The following is a 17,267-nucleotide window of genomic DNA, read 5'->3' on the forward strand; positions in this document are numbered from 1 at the left end:
CCCACCGGCAACCGTCCCCCCAGGAAGGTCGCATCATGAGCGCTGCGGATCTGGCCCGACTCCAGTTCGCGGCCACGACCGGCATCCACTGGCTGTTCGTGATCCTCACCATGGGACTCGTCCCCATCGTCGCGATCATGCACACCCGGGCCGCGTTCACCCGTGATCCCGCCACAAGAGCAGTCCGGGAGCGCATGACCCGCTTCTGGGGTCAGCTCTACGTCATCAACTACGCGGTCGGCATCGTCACCGGCCTCGTCATGGAGTTCCAGTTCGGGCTCAGCTGGAGCGGCCTCAGCAAGTTCGCGGGCAACGTCTTCGGCGCCCCGCTGGCCCTCGAAACCCTCATCGCCTTCTTCGCCGAGTCCACCTTCCTCGGCATGTGGATCTTCGGCTGGGGCCGGCTGCGCAGGGGCGTGCACGTCACGCTCATCTGGCTGGTCGCCCTCACCGCGTACGCCTCCGGGTACTGGATCCTGATCGCCAACGGCTTCATGCAGCACCCGGTCGGCTACGAAGTGCGCGACGGCGCCGCCTACCTGACCGACTTCGGGGCGCTGCTCACCAACTCCAGCGCCCTGATGGCGCTCTTCCACCTCTCGCTCGGCGCCCTGACGACGGGTGGCTGTTTCGTCGCCGGCGTCAGCGCCTGGCACTACCTGCGCGGCACCAAGGAGACCGAGCTCTTCCGGCCCTCCCTGAAGCTCGGGCTCTGGGTGTCGACGGTCGCCTCGTTCTTCGTCGTCGTCGTCGGCGAGATGCAGCGCCCCATCATCGAGCGCACGCAGCCCATGAAGGACGCGGTCCTGGAGAACAGCGGCGTCGCCGAAGTGCAGGCGCAGCTCGTCAAGGAGCACGGGCCGGGCAACTACGTGCCCTGGCAGGACACCATGCGGATCTCGATGGACGTGATGACGCTCATCGGCAACACGGTGTCCACCATCACCTTCATCGCCCTCATCCTGCTCTGGAAGAACCGGCTGATGCGCTGGCGCTGGGCCTCGTGGATCCTCGTCGCGACCATCCCCTTCCCGTTCATCGCCTCCGTGGGCGGCTGGATCGTCCGCGAGGTCGGACGCCAACCGTGGATCGTGTACGGCGAGTTGACCGTCGAGGACGCGCTCTCCCACGTAGGGAAGACCTCGCTGCTGCTGTCCTGCATCCTCTTCATCGCCATCTTCGTCGCCCTCGCGGTGACGAACTGGACGCTGATCACCAAGTTCGCGCTCCGCGGCCCCGACGCCACCCAGCTCGGCGTCAGCGAGCCGCTCCCGGACGACCTCCCCGAGGGCCCGGCGGGCAGCGCCGACGAGAAGCAGCCGGTACCCGCTCTCTGAGCCGGGCGGCCCCCGGAACCCCCACAGAAGATCTCCTCCGCCACGGAAGATCTCCCCTGCTGTAACGGAAAGTTGAGCGAGATGAGTCTGGAGACCGTCTGGCTGGCCCTCCTCGGCCTGCTACTCGCCGGGTACTTTGTACTCGGCGGCTACGACTACGGCGCACAGATGCTGCACCCCTTCCTCGGCCGAGACGGTCAGGAGGAGAAGCGCACCAGCGGAAACGCCGCCCTCGACGCCATCGCGCCGTTCTTCCTGGGCAACGAGGTCTGGCTGGTCGCCTTCGCCGGAGTCATGTTCGGTGCCTTCCCGCACCTCGAAGGCACCCTCCTGTCCGGCATGTACCCGCTGATCGTCGCGATCCTCGCCGGCCTGGTCCTCGGCAACGCCGCGGTCCAACTGCGCCGCCGCTCCCGCAGCGCCCGCGGCCGCCGGGCCTGGGACGTGCTGATCGTGATCGGCGGCGCCGTCCCCGCCGTGTGCTGGGGACTCGTCGTGGGGCTGCTGCTCCACGGGGTGCCGCGCCGCGCCGACGGCAGCTTCCACATCGGGCTCGGCGAGGTGTTCTCGCCGTTCGTGCTCGTCTGCGGCGTCACCACCGTGCTGCTCTTCGCGGCACACGGTGCGACCTTCGTCGCCCTGCGCTCCGAGCCCGAACTCGCCGACCGGGCACGGAAAATGGCCGCGAGCCTGCTCGTCGGCGTGGCCGCCGTCGGCGCCCTCGCCCTGCTCCTCACGGTCTTCGGCGCGGGCGCCTCCATGACGAACCGCACGACGTCGTGGATCATCGCCGCCCTGATCGTCGCCGCGCTCGGCGCCGCCTGGTGGCACCTCGGCCGCGGCAACAATGTCCTCGCGTTCGCCGCGACCTGCTGTGCCACCGCGCTGCCGGTGCTGCTCCTCGGGGCGGGCCACTACCCGTACCTCCTGATCACCGAGGCCGGCGCGGGCCTGGACATCGACCACGCCATCACGGACGACGCCACGCTGAAGATCCTCAGCGGCTTCGGGGTCCTGGTGATCCCGACGATCCTCGCCTACCAGTTCTGGAGCTGGTGGGCCTTCCGGGGGCGGACGGGACAGCGTCACCCCAGCTACTTCTGACCCCCCGGAAAGCGACGAGAGGTACCCCACGATGAAGCCCGTCGAACGCCGCCTCATGCGGGACATCCCAGTGCTGCGGCGCCACATGACGTACTCCTCGGTACTGGCCCTGGCGGGCGCCGGGCTCATCGTCACCCAGGCCGTCCTGCTCGCGACGGCCCTCGCGGACGGCTTCGCGGGACACGGCATCCGCACCGGCACACTGGCCGCGCTCGGTGCCGTCATGGCCCTGCGCGCCCTGCTCACCTGGGTCCGCGGCGCGCTCGCCCAGCGCGCCGCGGCCGGCGCCAAGGCGACCCTGCGCGACCGGATCACCGGACAGCTGCAGCGGACGGGGCCGCTTCGGCTCGCCGACCGCCGCCACGGCGAGACGGCCACCCTGCTCACCCGCGGGCTCGACGCCCTCGACCCCTACGTCGTCGGCTACCTGCCCACACGGGCGGCCGTCGCGGTCGTCCCGCTCACCGTGGTCGCCTGGGTCGCGTGGACCGACTGGACCTCGGCACTCATCATCGTCATCACCCTGCCGCTCATCCCCGTCTTCGGCGCGCTGGTCGGCATGCACACCGCCCAACGCACCGCCCGCCAGTGGCGGTTGCTGTCCCGGCTCGGCGGCCACTTCCTCGACGTCGTCGCCGGACTGCCGACGCTCCGCGCCTTCGGCCGCGAACACCACCAGACCAAGGTCGTCCACGACATGGCCGACGCCCACCGCCGGGCCACCATGCGGACCCTGCGCGTCGCGTTCCTCTCCTCCCTCGTCCTGGAGACCGTCGCCACCCTCTCCGTCGCCCTCGTCGCCGTCCCGGTCGGACTGCGGCTCCTGCACGGCGACGTGGGCCTGCACACCGCCCTCGTCGTCCTCTTCCTGGCCCCCGAGGCGTACCTGCCGCTGCGCGCCATGGGCGCCGCCTTCCACGACAGCGCCGAAGGCATCTCGGTCGCCGAACGCGTCTTCGCCGCACTCGACGACGAGGTCACAAACCGGCCCGCCGCCGAGCGCGCCCCCGCGCCCGACGCCCGCACGGCGGCCCTCACCCTCCACGACGTCACCGTCCACTACCCGGGCCGCACCGAGCCCGCCCTCCGCGACGTCTCCCTCGCCATCGCCCCCGGCGAGCACATCGCCCTGGTCGGCCCCAGCGGCGCGGGCAAGTCCACGCTGCTCTCGCTGCTCCTCGGCTTCGTCACCCCGGCGTCGGGCCGGGTCGCGGCCGGCGGCACCGACCTCGCGGGACTCGACCCCGACGACTGGTGCGCCCAGGTCGCCTGGGTGCCGCAGCGCCCGCACCTGATCGCCGGGACCGTCGCCGAGAACATCCGGCTGGGCAGGCCGGACGCGACCGACGCCGAGGTACGGGAAGCGGCCCGCGCCGCCTCCGCCGACCTCTTCGTCGACGAGCTTCCCCACGCGTACGACACCGTTCTCGGCGAGCACGGCGCGGGGCTCTCCGCCGGTCAGCGCCAGCGGATCGCGCTGGCCCGCGCGTTCCTCAAGGACGCGCCGGTCCTCCTGCTCGACGAGCCGACCGCACACCTCGACCCGGAGAGCGAGGCCGCCGTCACGCGCGCCACGGTCGCCCTCATGCGCGGCCGCACGGCGGTCGTGGTCGCCCACCGCACGAGCCTGCTGCCGTACGCGGACCGCATCATCACGGTCCGAGCGGGCACGGTCGCCGCCACTGACGGGCCCGCCACGGGACCCGCCCCGACGGCGACACCCTCGCCGGCCCCGGTGAGCGCCCCCGCCCCGGCCACTCCCGGTGCGGCCGCCGCATCCCCGCAGGGCCCGGCGCCCACGAACCGGTTGTCCCGCGCGCCGGAACCGCCCCCGGCCCCCACCCCTGCTCCCTCCCTGATCCCCTCGGACTCCCTCGACCCCGTCACCCCGGAAAAGCTGGTGGTCTCATGAGCTCGTACGTCAAGGCCGCCGGTCCCAGAGCCGCCGCCGGCCACGGGGCCGCAACCGGCCGGGGAGCCGGGCCCACCGTGCGTCTCCTCCAGCACCTCCTGCCGTACTGGCGCAGGCTGCTGCCCGCCGCGCTCGCCGCGGCAGGCAGCGAGCTCGCCGCCGCCGCGCTCATGGCCACCGCCGCCTGGCTCATCACCCGCGCCGCCGAGCAGCCGCCCCTCGCCGCGGTGAGCGTCGCGATCGTCGCCGTGCGGGCCCTCGCCCTCGGGCGCGGCGCGCTCCGGTACGTCGACCGGCTCCTCGGGCACGACGGCGTGCTGCACGCCGTCGCGGGGTTCCGCGCCCGGGTGTTCGAGGCGCTCGTGCCGCTCGCACCGGCCGGCACCCCCGCCTTCCGCAGCGGCGACCTCCTGACCCGCCTCGTCGACGACGTGGACGCCGCGCAGGACCTGCTGCTGCGGGTGATGATCCCGGCCACGGCGGCGTTCGTGGTCGCCGCGGCCGCCACCGGCACCGTCGCCGTACTGCTGCCGGGGGCGGGCGTGCTGCTCGGACTGCTGCTGGCCGTCGCCGGAATCCTCGTGCCCGCCGCGGTCCTCGTCCTGTCCCGCCGCGCGGGCCACATCGAGAAGACGGCCCGCGCCGAACTCGCCGCCGTCACCGTCGACTTGACGCAGGGTGCCGCCGACCTCGCCGCGTACGGCGCCCGTGGCCGCACCCACGACCGGGCCCGCGCCGTCACCGCGCGCATCGCCGAACTGGAGCGCCGCAAGGCACTGACCACGTCGCTCGCCCAGGCGCTGGTGCTCGTCCTGCAGGGCACCGCGACCGTCGGCGTGACCTGGCTCGCGCTGCGCGCCCACGCGGCGGGCGACCTGCCCGCCGTCCAGCTCACCGTCCTCGCCGTCCTCGCGCTCGTCTCCTTCGAGGCGCTCGCGCCGCTGCCCGCCGCCGCCCGGCGCTTCGTCGAGGTCCGCGCCTCCGCGCGGCGGCTCGCCGACCTCTTCGACACCCCGGCGCCCGTCGCCGACCCACAGACCCCGGACCCGCTGCCCACCGACGCACCCCTCGACGTGACCATCACCGACCTGCGGGTCCGCCACGTCCAGGACAACCCCCCGGCCCTGGACGGAGCGAGCCTGCGACTGCCGGCCGGCCGCCGAGTGGTGCTCATCGGGGCCAGCGGGTCCGGTAAATCCACCCTGATCGCGGCACTCATGCGGTTCGTGCCGTACGAAGCGGGCAGCATCCGCGTCGGCGGACGCGAACTCCACGACTGCTCGGGCGCCGACGCCCGCCGCGCCATCACCGGCATGACGCAGGACGCACACGTCTTCCACGCCACGATCCGCGCCAACCTCCTCCTCGCGTCCCCCGGCGCCACCGACGCCGACCTGCGCGAGGCCGCCCGCAGGGCCAGGATCCTGGACTGGATCGAGTCGCTGCCCGAGGGGTGGGAGACCGTGCTCGGCGGGGACGGCGCCACCATGTCGGGCGGCCAGCGCCGCCGCCTGCTGCTTGCCCGCGCGCTCCTCGCCGACCCACCCGTCCTCGTCCTCGACGAACCCACCGAAGGCCTCGACCCGGACACCGCGGCCGAGGTGCTCGCCGACATCCTCGACGCCACCCGCGGCCGCACCACGCTCCTGGTCACGCACGAGCGCGCGGGCCTCGCGGGCGCCGACGAGATCGTCACCCTGGACCGGGGCCGGATCCGCCCCGCCACCCCCGAGGACCTCGACTCCGCGACGGACGGCCCGGCCGCCATGGCGCTCTGACGTCCACTCAGGTCCGCGAGGGATGCCCCCGAGTCCCTCTTGCCAAGCTCCGGCGACACGTCCAGGATTGTCCCTCCTCGGACGACCTTCGATCGGAGTGAGGAGCGAAGGCCATGGATTTTGGACTCGTACTGCAGACCGACCCGCCCGCGTCGGAGGTCGTCGGCCTCATGCGGCGCGCGGAGCGCAACGGCTTCCGCTACGGCTGGACCTTCGACTCGTCCGTGCTGTGGCAGGAGCCGTTCGTCATCTACAGCCGCATCCTCGAACACACCACCCGGCTGACCGTCGGCCCCATGGTCACCAACCCCGGCACCCGCACCTGGGAAGTCACCGCGTCGACCTTCGCGACCCTCAACGACATGTACGGCAACCGCACCGTCTGCGGCATCGGGCGCGGCGACTCCGCGATGCGCGTCGCGGGACGCAAGCCCCACACCCTGGCCAGGCTCGGCGAGGCCATCGACGTCATCCGTGACCTCGCCGAGGGACGTGAGGCGGACATCGGCGGGCAGACGCTGCGGCTGCCGTGGGTCAGGGACGGCAGGCTGCCGGTGTGGATGGCGGCGTACGGCCCGAAGGCGCTCGCGCTCGCCGGACAGAAGGCCGACGGGTTCATCCTGCAGCTCGCCGACCCGTATCTGACGCGGTGGATGGTCAGGGCCGTACGGGACGCGGCCGCCGACGCCGGACGCGACCCCGCCGACGTCAAGATCTGCGTGGCCGCGCCCGCCTACGTCGGCGACGACCTCGCGCACGCCCGCGAACAGTGCCGGTGGTTCGGCGGCATGGTCGGCAACCACGTCGCCGACCTGGTCACCAGGTACGGCGAGCGCTCGTCGATGGTGCCGGAGGCCCTCACCTCGTACATCAAGGCGCGTGAAGGCTACGACTACAGCCACCACGGGCGCGCGGGGAACCCCGACACAGCGTTCGTGCCCGACGAGATCGTCGACAGGTTCTGCCTGCTCGGCCCCGTCGACGCGCACCTCGAACGGCTGCGTGAGCTGCGAGAGCTGGGCGTCGACCAGTTCGCGGTGTACGCGATGCACGACGCGCGCGAGGACGTCATCGACGCGTACGGCTCCTCGGTGATCCCGCGGCTCTCCTGAGCCGTCGGCACCCGACAACCGTCAGGGCACGCGGGCCGTCCACTCCTCCGTCGTGAACTTGGTCCGCACGAGCTCCTGCGCGCGCGCCATCTCCTCGTCGGTGACCTTCCCCTCGGCGAGGCCGTACCGGCCGCGGAACGAGTCGACCATGCGCTCGATGACGGCCTCGCGGGGCAGTCCGGTCTGGCGGCGCAACGGGTCGACGCGCTTCTTGGCGCTCCGCGTGCCCTTGTCGGAGAGCTTCTCCTTGCCGATGCGCAGCACCTCCAGCATCTTGTCCGCGTCGATGTCGTACGACATCGTCACGTGGTGCAGCACCGCGCCCGGCCCGCCGCCCGGCGCCACCGTCCGCTTCTGCGCGGCCCCCGCGATCTTCCCCGCGTCCGTCGCGATGTCGTTGAGCGGCTGGTACCACGCCTTGATGCCCATGTCGGCGAGGGCCCCGAGCACCCAGTCGTCCAGGTAGGCGTAGCTGTCCTGGAAGGAGAGGCCCTGCACGAGGGCGTCGGGGACGGAGAGCGAGTACGTGATGGTGTTGCCCGGCTCCACGAACATCGCGCCGCCGCCCGAGATCCGGCGCACGACGTCGATGCCGTGCCGGGCCGCACCCTGTGCGTCCACCTCGTTGGCGAGCGACTGGAAACTGCCGATGATCACCGAGGGCGACGCCCACTCCCACACGCGCAGCGTCGGCGGCCGACGGCCCGCCGCGACCTCCTGCGTCAGCACCTCGTCGAGAGCCATGTGCAGCGCGGGCGGCTGCGGACCCTCGTGGATCAGCTGCCAGTCGTAGTCGGTCCAGTCCGTCGCGTGCGCGAGGGCGCGGCGGACGGCGACCCCGATGCCCTCCGACGTCAGGCCGTACATGACGGTGCCCTCGGGGAGCGCGGCCTCGATGCGGGCGGCGAGGCCCGGGGCGTTCGTGTCGGCCGGGGCGCCGTTCAGCGCGCCGTTGATCGCGTCGAGCGCCTCGTCCGGTTCCAGGAAGAAGTCACCGGCCACGCGGGTGTTCCGCAGCTCGCCGCCCTCGACGTCCAGATCCACGACGACGAGCTTGCCGCCGGGGACCTTGTACTCACCGTGCACCGTGCCGCCTCCACGCCGCGTCAGCCGCGGCCACCGTGTTCCGAATCATCCCCCAACGCTAACCGAGAGAGGGAATGTCCTCCTTGTGTGCTCCGTGCGGGGGACCGTGCCCCGGTCGGCGCATCCGCCGACCGCTGACCGTCCGAAGAAAAGGAGAAGCACCACCCCGCGCGCCACCCCGCCCCCTGGAGCCCGCACCATGCACATCTCGGTCGTCCTGTTCACCTCGGACCTGCGGGTGCACGACCATCCGCCGCTGCGCGCCGCCGTCTCCGGTGCCGACGCCGTGGTGCCGCTCTTCGTCCGTGACCGGGCCATCGCCGACCTGGGCGACGCGGGCCCGAACCGGGAGGCGTTCCTCGCCGACTGCCTGGCCGACCTCGACCGCCGGCTGCGGGAACTCGGCGGGCGACTCGTGGTGCGCGCCGGTGACCTCGTCGAACAGGTGCTGTCGGTCGTCGAGTCGGCCGACGCCGACGAGGTCCACATGGCGGCCGGGGTCAGCCGGTACGCGCACGCCCGCGAACGGCGGCTGCGCGAGGCCCTGGAGCGGGACGGCCGCCGTCTCTACGTCCACGACGCCGTGGTCACCGCCGTCGCCCCCGGCGCCGTGACCCCCGCCAACTCCGACCACTTCGCGGTCTTCACGCCGTACTTCCGCCGCTGGACCGCCGAAGGCGTACGGGCCGTGCTCGCTGCCCCGCGCACCGTGCGCGTCCCGGACCACGTCCGCTCCCACCCGTACCCCTCCCGCGAGGACATGGACGGCCTCTCGCCGGGCCTCCCCGAGGGCGGTGAGAGCGCGGGCCGCGCCCTGTGGAAGGCGTGGCTGCGCGACGGCATCGACCAGTACACCGAGAACCACGACGACCTGGCGGGCGACGCCACATCACGACTGTCGCCGCATCTGCACTTCGGGACACTGTCCTGCGCCGAACTCGTCCACGGCGCCCGCAGGCGGGCCTCGGGCGGAGCCGAGGACTTCGTCCGGCAACTGTGCTGGCGCGACTTCCACCACCAGGTGCTCGCCGCCCGGCCGCGCGCGGCCGCCGCCGACTACCGCACGCGCGGTGACCGCTGGCGCACGGGAAGGTCGGCGGACGCCGACATCCGCGCCTGGCAGGACGGGGCCACGGGCTACCCGGTCGTCGACGCCGCCATGCGCCAGCTGCGGCACGAGGGCTGGATGCACAACCGCGGCAGGCTCCTCACCGCGAGCTTCCTCACCAAGACCCTGTACATCGACTGGCGGATCGGCGCTCGCCACTTCCAGCGGCTCCTCGTCGACGGCGACCTCGCCAACAACCAGCTCAACTGGCAGTGGGCGGCGGGCACCGGCACGGACAGCCGCCCCAACCGCGTGCTCAACCCCGTGCTGCAGGGGAAGCGTTACGACCCGGACGGCACGTACGTACGCCGTTGGGTGCCCGAACTCGCGGGTCTGCGCGGCGCGGCGGTCCACGAACCGTGGAAGCTGCCGAAGGCGGCGCGGGCGGAGTACGACTACCCGCAGCCCATCGTGGACCTGTCCGAGGGATTGCGGCGGTTCAGGCGGGCCCGGGGCTTCTTCGAGTGAGTGTCAGGCCGAGGCGATGCTGTCCATCAGGAAGTGCACCGCCTTCAGGGCGTCGGCTCCCGGCGGCAGCGCGGGCGCCCGCCCGGTCAGGGACCGCTCGACGAACCCGGTGTCCAGGTGCGGCGAGCGGATGTCGAGGACCGTGACGGACCGCGGCGCGAGCTCCTCGGACAGCACACCCAGCCAACCGCTCAGCGCCTCCTTGGACGCGGTGTAGTCGGCGGTGCCCGCGATGTGGTCGGCCTGTGCGGGCGCGTGCGGCCGGTCCGGGTGCTCCACGGGGACCGGTACGTCGACAGTGGCATCCGTACGAGCCCGTTCGGGCACCCCACCCGTCATCGCCAGCAGGAACCCCTTGTCCGCCACCACCGGTGCCGCGCCCCTCAACACCGCCATGGGACACAGCGCGTTGACCGTCAGAAGATGACCCGCCATCGCGTTCGACACGTCCTCCACCGCGCCGAAGGCCGCCGCCCCGACCGTCACGAGCACTCCGTCCAGGCCTGACAGCGCGCGCTCCGCCCACGGTCCGAGCGCGGAGCACTGGTCCAGGTCGCACGCCTCGAAGCACCGGGCGGGCGGGCCGCCGAGGTCACGTGCGAGAGCCGCCAGACGCACGGGGTTGCGGCCGGCGAGCGCGGGCCGCGCGCCGCGCTCCGCCAGCGCGCACGCGATGAGGCCGCCCAGTACACCGGTGGCCCCGACCACGAGAACGCGGGCACCCGAGATTTCCATGGGTCTTCCTCCACAGGGCGAGAGGTTGAGGGGATGCCCGGTACTTCACGCCGACCGTGCGGATCGGATGCGCTCTCCGCGGACCGGCTCGGGGACATCCGGCCGCGGCGGACCGGCCGGCGCCAGCCCTTCGCGCAGCGCCCGCAGTCCGCGCCGCGTATGGCTCTTGACCGTGCCGAGCGGCAGACCGGTCCGCTCCGCGATCTGGCTCTGCGTCAGATCACCGTAGAACGCCAGCCGCAGCACCAGCTGCTGGGAGGAGGGCAGCAGCGCCAGCTCGCGCTGGACGAGAACCCGGTCGAGCACCTGCTCGGGCCCCGGCCCGCCGACGGGCGGCGCCTCCTGCCGGGCGCCCACGGCCGCCACGAGCACGGCACGCCGCGCCCGTGCCGCGAGCGCGTCGGCGACCTTGTGCCGCGTGATGCCGACCAGCCACCCGGCCAGGCCGCCCGCGCCGGGCCGGTACCCGTGGCGCCCGCGCCAGGCGGCGAGGAACACCTGCTGTGTCACGTCCTCCGCGTCGGGGCCGTCCCCGAGGGCCCGCCTGGCGATCTGGTGGACGAGGCGCCCCCAGCGGCGATAGGCCGCGGCGAGCTGGGCGTCGCCGAGCGGATGTCCTGGGGCCGGAGAGGACATGTCTGCCATCAGCATGGCACTACTCCTCGTGCAGGGAACGGAGTTGACCCCAGATTGGTGACAGTCCGTGAGAGGCGACAACTCGCAGCGATTGTGCGTCGTATCGTCGCGGTATGACAGCTGCACCGACGTCGGGCACCGCGCTGACCACCGGAACCGTCGCCAGGAAACTGGGCGTCGCCCCGACGACGCTCCGCTCCTGGGAACGGCGCTACGGCATCGGCCCCGCCGACCGTGAACAAGGCCGCCACCGCCGCTGGAGCCCCGCCGACGTGGGGCGCGTGGAGGAGATGTGCCGGCTGACCGCACTGGGCGTACCGCCCGCCGAGGCCGCGCGCGCGGCCCTCCAGGAGTCACCCGTCACCCTCCCGCGCCAGCGGCGCGGCGGCGACTCCGGCAACCTCTCGCTCGGCAACGTACGCCAGGAGTGCCGGGGCCTGGCCAGGGCGGCGGTACGGCTCGACGCGCCCGCCGTCGAGACCCAACTGACCACCACCGTGGGGGAGTACGGCTACACCACGGGCTGGGAGGAAGTCATGGCACCGGCCCTGCACGCGATCGGACGGAAGTGGGCCTCGTCCGGCGAGCGGTACGTGGAGGTCGAACACCTCCTCTCCTGGCACGTCTCGTCCTCCCTGCGGCTCGCCCGGAACATGCGCGGCACCCCGGCGTCGACACCCTCCGGACCCGTGCTGCTCACGTGCGTGCCGGGGGAGCAGCACACCCTCCCCCTGGAGGCGCTCGTCGCCGTACTCGGCGAACGGGGCGTGGCCACAAGGATGTTCGGCGCCGCACTGCCCGCCGAGGCGCTGTACGAGGCGGTCCGACGCATCGGCCCCTCCGCGGTGGTGCTCTGGGCCCACTCGCGCAACACCGCGGACCGCGCGCTCGTACGCCTCATCACGGAGGCGGAGTGGGGCGTGCGGGGCGCCCGGACACACCCGGCCGTACTGGTCGCGGGGCCGGGCTGGTCGCCCGCGGCGGGAACCTACGGACCGGGCGTGGAACGGCTGACGGGCCTGCGGACGGCGGCCGACCGGATCGAGTCGCTCTTCGGCGGATGACCGCCGGGGCCCGTGGCGTGACCGGTCGACCGGCGCGACGGCGGAAGTTAGCCTGCCGATCATGTTCACGACGCGCCCCACCCTCCAGGGCACCTTCGGCATGGTGTCGTCCACCCACTGGCTCGCCTCGCAGTCCGCGATGGCCGTTCTGGAGGACGGGGGCAACGCGTTCGACGCCGCCGTCGCCGCCGGGTTCGTCCTGCACGTGGTCGAGCCGCATCTCAACGGGCCCGCGGGCGAGGTCCCGGTCATCCTCGCGCCCGCGGGGGGAGAGGTGCGCGTGCTGTGCGGCCAGGGCGTCGCGCCCGCCGGGGCGACCGTGGACCACTACCGCTCGCTCGGCCTCGACCTGGTGCCCGGCACCGGGCCGCTCGCCGCGGCCGTCCCCGGCGCCTTCGACGCGTGGATGCTGCTCCTGCGGGACCACGGCACGAAGTCCCTCGCGGACGTCCTGAAGTACGCGATCGGGTACGCCGAGGACGGGCACGCCCCCGTGGAGCGGGTCTGCGAGACCGTGGGGACGGTGCGGGAACTCTTCGAACGCGAATGGCCGACCTCGGCCGAGGTCTACCTGCCCGGCGGCACACCGCCGCGCCCCGGTGAGCTCTTCCGCAACCCCGCGCTCGCCGCGACGTGGCGGCGGCTGACAGCGGAGGCGGAGGCGGCGGCCCGTGGTGACGGCGGGGCGTCGCGCGAGGCGGAGATCGAGGCCGCGCGGGCGGTGTGGCGCGACGGATTCATCGCCGAGGCGCTCGTGCGGCAGGCGGGGCGGCCGACCATGGACACGAGCGGCGAGCGGCACGTGGGCACGCTGACGGCGGACGACCTGCGCGGGTGGGAGGCGTCGTACGAGGCTCCCGTCACGTACGACTGGAACGGGTGGACCCTGTGCAAGGCGGGCCTGTGGAGCCAGGGCCCCGCGCTCCTGCAGCAGTTCGCGCTGTTGCCCGGCAGCGTCGCGGAGCTCCCGGAGTACGGATCCGCCGCATACATCCACCTCCTCGTCGAGGGCTGCAAGCTGGCCATGGCGGACCGGGAGGCCTGGTACGGGGACGCGGCCGCGGCGGCGGAGCGCGTGACGGCGAGCGAACTGCTGTCCGCCGCGTACAACGCGGAGCGGCGGCGGCTCATCGGGGAGAAGGCGTCGCGCGACCTGCGCCCCGGCGCCCCCGGCGGGCGCGATCCGCGGCTCTCCGCGCACGCGCTCGCGGTGGCGGCGGGGGACACGCCGGGGGCGGACACGTGGGGCGGCACGGCGATGGCGGGGGCGGGGGAGCCGACCGTGGCCGGTGACGGGGGGACCCGTGGCGACACCTGCCACATCGACATCGTCGACCGCTGGGGGAACATGCTGTCCGCCACGCCCAGCGGCGGCTGGCTGCAGTCCAACCCCGTCGTGCCCGAACTCGGCTTCCCGCTCGGCACGCGGCTCCAGATGACGTGGCTGGAGGAAGGCCTCCCGAACTCCCTCACCCCCGGCAGGCGCCCGCGCACGACGCTGTCCCCTTCGCTGGCGCTCAAGGACGGGGTGCCGGTACTGGCCTTCGGCACGCCCGGGGGAGACCAGCAGGACCAGTGGCAGGTCCACTTCTTCCTGGGAGTGGTCATGCGGGACGCGGTACGCGGCGGACTCGACCTCCAGGGCGCGATCGACGCCCCCAACTGGCACACGGAGGCGTTCCCCGGCTCCTTCCACCCCCGTGAGATGCGGGCGGGCAGCCTCACGGTCGAGTCCCGCACGCCACCTGAGGTGGTCGAGGAGCTGCGCCGCAGGGGGCACGTGGTGACGGTCGGGGGCGCGTGGTCGGAAGGCCGGTTGTGCGCGGTGGCCCGTGAGCCGGGGTCGGGGGTGCTTTCGGCGGGGGCGAACGCGCGGGGGATGCAGGGGTACGCGGTGGGGCGGTGAGGGTTCCGGCGGGGCGCCTTGGGGCGGGGGCGCCCCAGGGGTTCCCCTGGAGTTGACCCGACGTTTGGCGGGGGCGTACGGGATGTCAGTGGGGCGTGCTCTCATGGGAGGCATGATCGAAGAGTTTTTGACGCACGGGGTACGCGACGTGGAGGAAGCCCTCCGCAAGGCCGCAGCGGCGGAGGTCACCCCCCGCTTCCGGCAGCTCGCCGAGGGCGACGTCGTGGAGAAGAGCGGCCCGCACGACATGGTGACCGTCGCCGACCGACGGGCGGAGGAGCAGCTGACGGTCGACCTCGCCGCCCTGCTCCCCGGCTCGGTCGTCGTCGGCGAGGAGGCCGTGCACGCCGATCCGTCGAAGTACGAGGCGATACGCGGCGACGCGCCGGTCTGGATCGTCGACCCCGTGGACGGCACACGGCAGTTCGTGAACGGGAACCCGGGGTTCTGCATGCTTGTCGCCCTCGCGGTGGGCGGCGAGGTCCAGGCCTCGTGGACGTACGCGCCGATGCTGGACGAGATGGCCGTCGCGGTCCGCGGCCAGGGCGCGTGGCTGAACGGACAGCGGCTGGTGGCGGGCGCGCCCGCGCCGGGCGCCGACGTGGAGGTGGCGACCTCGCACCCGGACTTCACCACGGAGGAGCAGAAGCACGCCCTGCTGGGGCTCGTGACCGACGGCGTGCGCCCGCGGCCCTGCGGCTCCGCGGGCCTGGAGTATCTCGCCATCGCCCGGGGCGAGTTGGACGCCGTCGCCTTTTCGTGGGAGCTCGCCTGGGACCACGCCGCGGGGCTGCTGCTCGTGGCGGAGGCCGGGGGCGCCGACCTGACGCTCACGGGGGAGCCGTTCCGGATAGGCGGGGGCAACGCCCTGCCGTTCACCGCGGCCCGCGACGCCGCCACGGCCCGCCGGATCGCCGGTCTCCTCGCGGCCGGCGCCTGAGGCCCGGCCTGAGAGGGGCTCGAGGAAGAGCGCAGGTCGTCCGTCCTATCCTGGGCGGCAGAGGCCGTCGGCTGACAAAGGAGTCCGGGTGCCGTCGATGCTTGACGCCGTGGTCGTGGGAGCGGGACCGAACGGGCTGACCGCTGCCGTGGAGCTCGCCCGCCGAGGCTTCTCCGTGGCCGTCTTCGAGGCCAGGAGCACGGTCGGGGGCGGCGCGCGCACGCAGGAGCTGACGCTCCCGGGATTCCGGCACGACCCCTGCTCCGCCGCCCACCCGCTGGGCATCAACTCCCCGGCGTTCCGCGGCATGCCCCTGGACCGGTACGGACTGGAGTGGCTCCAGCCCCCACTGCCCATGGCCCACCCCTTCCCGGACGGCACCGCCGCCGTCCTGTCCCGCTCCGTCGCCGAGACCGCCGCCTCCTTCGGGCCGCGCGACGCGGGGGCGTACCGCAGGCTGATCGAGCCCTTCCTGCCCAAGTGGGACACGCTCCTCCAGGACTTCATGTCCCTGCCGATGAGCTCGCTGCCGCGCGACCCCGTGACCCTCGCCCGCTTCGGACTCGCCGGACTGCCGCCGTCGACGTGGCTGATGCGGCGCTTCCGCGACGACCGGGCCCGCGCGCTGTTCGCGGGGCTCGTCGCGCACGTCATCGCGCCGCTCGACGGCATCGTCACGGGCGGCGTCGGCATGGTCTTCGCGCTCGCCGCGCACGCCCGCGGCTGGCCCCTGGCGCGCGGCGGCTCGCAGTCGATCTCCGACGCGCTCACCGCGTACCTGAAGGACCTCGGCGGCTCCGTCCACACGGACTACGAAGTGAAGCGGCTCGACGACCTGCCGCCCGCCCGCGCCTACGTCTTCGACACCTCACCCACCGCCCTCGCCAGGATCGCCGGTCTCGGCCGCGCGTACGAGGGGTACCGGTACGGCGCGAGCGCCTTCAAGATCGACTACGCGCTCGACGGCCCCGTCCCCTGGACCGCGCGGGAGCCGCGGAGCGCGGGGACGGTGCAGGTCGGCTCCAGCAGCAAGGAGATCGGCGCCGCGCTGCGCGCCGCCTCCCGCGAGGGGCGGGCGCCGGACACGCCGTTCCTGATCACGGTGCAGCCCAGCGTCGTCGACCCCTCCCGCGCCCCGGAGGGCAAGCACGTCTTCTGGGCGTACGGGCACGTGCCCAACGGCTGGCAGGGCGACCTGACCGACGCCATCGAGCGGCAGCTGGAGCGCTTCGCCCCCGGCTTCCGCGACCGCGTCCTCGCCCGCGCCACGGCCGGCCCGCCGGAACTCGCCGCGCACAACGCGAACTACGTGGGCGGTGACATCGCCTGCGGCGCCGCGAGCGGTTTGCAGCTGATGCTGCGCCCCAAGCTCTCCCTCTTCCCGTACGCGACACCGCACCCCGCCGTCTTCATCTGTTCGTCCGCGACACCTCCCGGCCCCGGCGTGCACGGCATGTCCGGGCACAACGCCGCGAAGGCCGTGTGGCGCAGGCTCAGGAGCACCTCGTGACGGCCCCCGTCACCCTCGTCCAGGGCGACATCACCGCGCAGCGCGCCGACGCCATCGTCAACGCGGCGAACTCGTCGCTCCTCGGCGGCGGCGGGGTCGACGGCGCCATCCACCGGCGCGGCGGCCCCGACATCCTCGCCGACTGCCGCCGCCTGCGCGCCCAGCACCACGGCAAGGGGCTGCCCACGGGGCGCGCCGTCGCGACCACGGCGGGGCGGCTCGACGCGCACCATGTGATCCACACCGTCGGCCCGGTCTGGTCCGCCACGGAGGACCGCTCCGAGCTCCTGGCCTCCTGCCACCGCGAGTCGCTGCGGGTCGCCGCCGAGCTGGGCGCGCGTACGGTCGCGTTCCCAGCGATCTCCACGGGCGTCTACCGCTGGCCCCTGGAGGACGCGGCACGCATCGCCGTCGCGACGGTACGGGAAGCGGCGGACCCGGAGCGCTTCGACGAGGTGCGGTTCGTGCTGCTCGGGCAGGACGCGTACGCCGCGTTCGAGGCGGCCCTGTAGCGGGGCTGTGCCCAGCCTCTGGCAGAGCCACGTCGATGTCGGATTTCCGCCAGCCGTGC

General features: G+C 73.4%; 14 protein-coding genes. 11 read left to right on the forward strand and 3 right to left on the reverse strand.

Going from position 1 to position 17,267, the window contains the following annotated elements; translation table 11 throughout:
- The first annotated feature begins 35 nt into the window (after window positions 1–35).
- The 5 genes from DEJ47_RS31460 (at window position 36) to DEJ47_RS31480 (ending at window position 7,243) form a co-directional block, all read left to right on the forward strand.
- Complete coding sequence (locus DEJ47_RS31460) at window positions 36–1,337, forward strand: cytochrome ubiquinol oxidase subunit I (protein WP_150173967.1); 1,302 nt, start codon at window positions 36–38, stop codon at window positions 1,335–1,337.
- Between the two features lie 81 nt (window positions 1,338–1,418).
- Window positions 1,419–2,441: a cytochrome d ubiquinol oxidase subunit II gene (gene cydB, locus DEJ47_RS31465; RefSeq protein ID WP_150173969.1), complete on the forward strand. Its 1,023-nt coding sequence runs from the start codon at window positions 1,419–1,421 to the stop codon at window positions 2,439–2,441.
- A gap of 31 nt (window positions 2,442–2,472) precedes the next feature.
- Window positions 2,473–4,353 carry a thiol reductant ABC exporter subunit CydD gene (gene cydD / locus DEJ47_RS31470; RefSeq protein ID WP_223828561.1) on the forward strand — a complete coding sequence of 627 codons (1,881 nt, stop codon included), beginning with the start codon at window positions 2,473–2,475 and terminating at the stop codon, window positions 4,351–4,353.
- A 77-nt stretch (window positions 4,354–4,430) separates the two neighbouring features.
- Window positions 4,431–6,131, forward strand: coding sequence for a thiol reductant ABC exporter subunit CydC (gene cydC / locus DEJ47_RS31475; protein WP_223828562.1), 1,701 nt, complete (start codon window positions 4,431–4,433; stop codon window positions 6,129–6,131).
- A gap of 113 nt (window positions 6,132–6,244) precedes the next feature.
- Window positions 6,245–7,243, forward strand: a complete 999-nt coding sequence (locus DEJ47_RS31480; RefSeq protein ID WP_150173973.1) for a TIGR03842 family LLM class F420-dependent oxidoreductase — start codon at window positions 6,245–6,247, stop codon at window positions 7,241–7,243.
- Between the two features lie 21 nt (window positions 7,244–7,264).
- Here DEJ47_RS31480 and DEJ47_RS31485 read toward each other — a convergent pair whose 3' ends face one another.
- A complete protein-coding gene (locus tag DEJ47_RS31485) occupies window positions 7,265–8,329 on the reverse strand; it encodes a biotin/lipoate A/B protein ligase family protein (protein WP_150173976.1) in 1,065 nt (354 codons plus the stop codon).
- Window positions 8,330–8,528: 199 nt separating this feature from the next.
- Between DEJ47_RS31485 and DEJ47_RS31490 the strand changes: the two genes are divergently transcribed.
- Window positions 8,529–9,905 (forward strand): cryptochrome/photolyase family protein, encoded by a 1,377-nt coding sequence (locus tag DEJ47_RS31490; protein ID WP_150173978.1) that lies wholly within the window; start codon window positions 8,529–8,531, stop codon window positions 9,903–9,905.
- 3 nt (window positions 9,906–9,908) lie between these two features.
- On the opposite strand, the gene DEJ47_RS31495 is transcribed toward DEJ47_RS31490, so the two are convergent.
- Window positions 9,909–10,640, reverse strand: coding sequence for an SDR family NAD(P)-dependent oxidoreductase (locus DEJ47_RS31495; protein WP_150173980.1), 732 nt, complete (start codon window positions 10,638–10,640; stop codon window positions 9,909–9,911).
- A gap of 45 nt (window positions 10,641–10,685) precedes the next feature.
- On the reverse strand, window positions 10,686–11,291 hold the full coding sequence (locus tag DEJ47_RS31500; protein WP_150173982.1) for an RNA polymerase sigma factor: 606 nt from the start codon (window positions 11,289–11,291) through the stop codon (window positions 10,686–10,688).
- A 98-nt stretch (window positions 11,292–11,389) separates the two neighbouring features.
- Here DEJ47_RS31500 and DEJ47_RS31505 point away from each other — a divergent pair, with 98 nt between their 5' ends.
- From DEJ47_RS31505 to DEJ47_RS31525, 5 genes are all read left to right on the forward strand, one after another.
- The gene (locus DEJ47_RS31505; RefSeq protein ID WP_150173984.1) at window positions 11,390–12,340 is read left to right on the forward strand and encodes a MerR family transcriptional regulator; all 951 of its coding nucleotides are present in this window, start codon (window positions 11,390–11,392) and stop codon (window positions 12,338–12,340) included.
- A gap of 61 nt (window positions 12,341–12,401) precedes the next feature.
- Window positions 12,402–14,246, forward strand: coding sequence for a gamma-glutamyltransferase family protein (locus DEJ47_RS31510; protein WP_150173986.1), 1,845 nt, complete (start codon window positions 12,402–12,404; stop codon window positions 14,244–14,246).
- A gap of 112 nt (window positions 14,247–14,358) precedes the next feature.
- Window positions 14,359–15,186, forward strand: a complete 828-nt coding sequence (locus DEJ47_RS31515; protein ID WP_150173987.1) for an inositol monophosphatase family protein — start codon at window positions 14,359–14,361, stop codon at window positions 15,184–15,186.
- A 97-nt stretch (window positions 15,187–15,283) separates the two neighbouring features.
- Window positions 15,284–16,696 (forward strand): phytoene desaturase family protein, encoded by a 1,413-nt coding sequence (locus tag DEJ47_RS31520; RefSeq protein WP_150175991.1) that lies wholly within the window; start codon window positions 15,284–15,286, stop codon window positions 16,694–16,696.
- Window positions 16,693–17,208 carry an O-acetyl-ADP-ribose deacetylase gene (locus DEJ47_RS31525; protein ID WP_150173990.1) on the forward strand — a complete coding sequence of 172 codons (516 nt, stop codon included), beginning with the start codon at window positions 16,693–16,695 and terminating at the stop codon, window positions 17,206–17,208. The genes DEJ47_RS31520 and DEJ47_RS31525 overlap by 4 nt, the downstream gene beginning before the upstream one ends.
- Window positions 17,209–17,267: the final 59 nt, after the last annotated feature.

The organism is Streptomyces venezuelae (genome assembly GCF_008642355.1).
In the GTDB taxonomy this organism is placed as follows: Bacteria; Actinomycetota; Actinomycetes; order Streptomycetales; family Streptomycetaceae; genus Streptomyces; species Streptomyces venezuelae_B.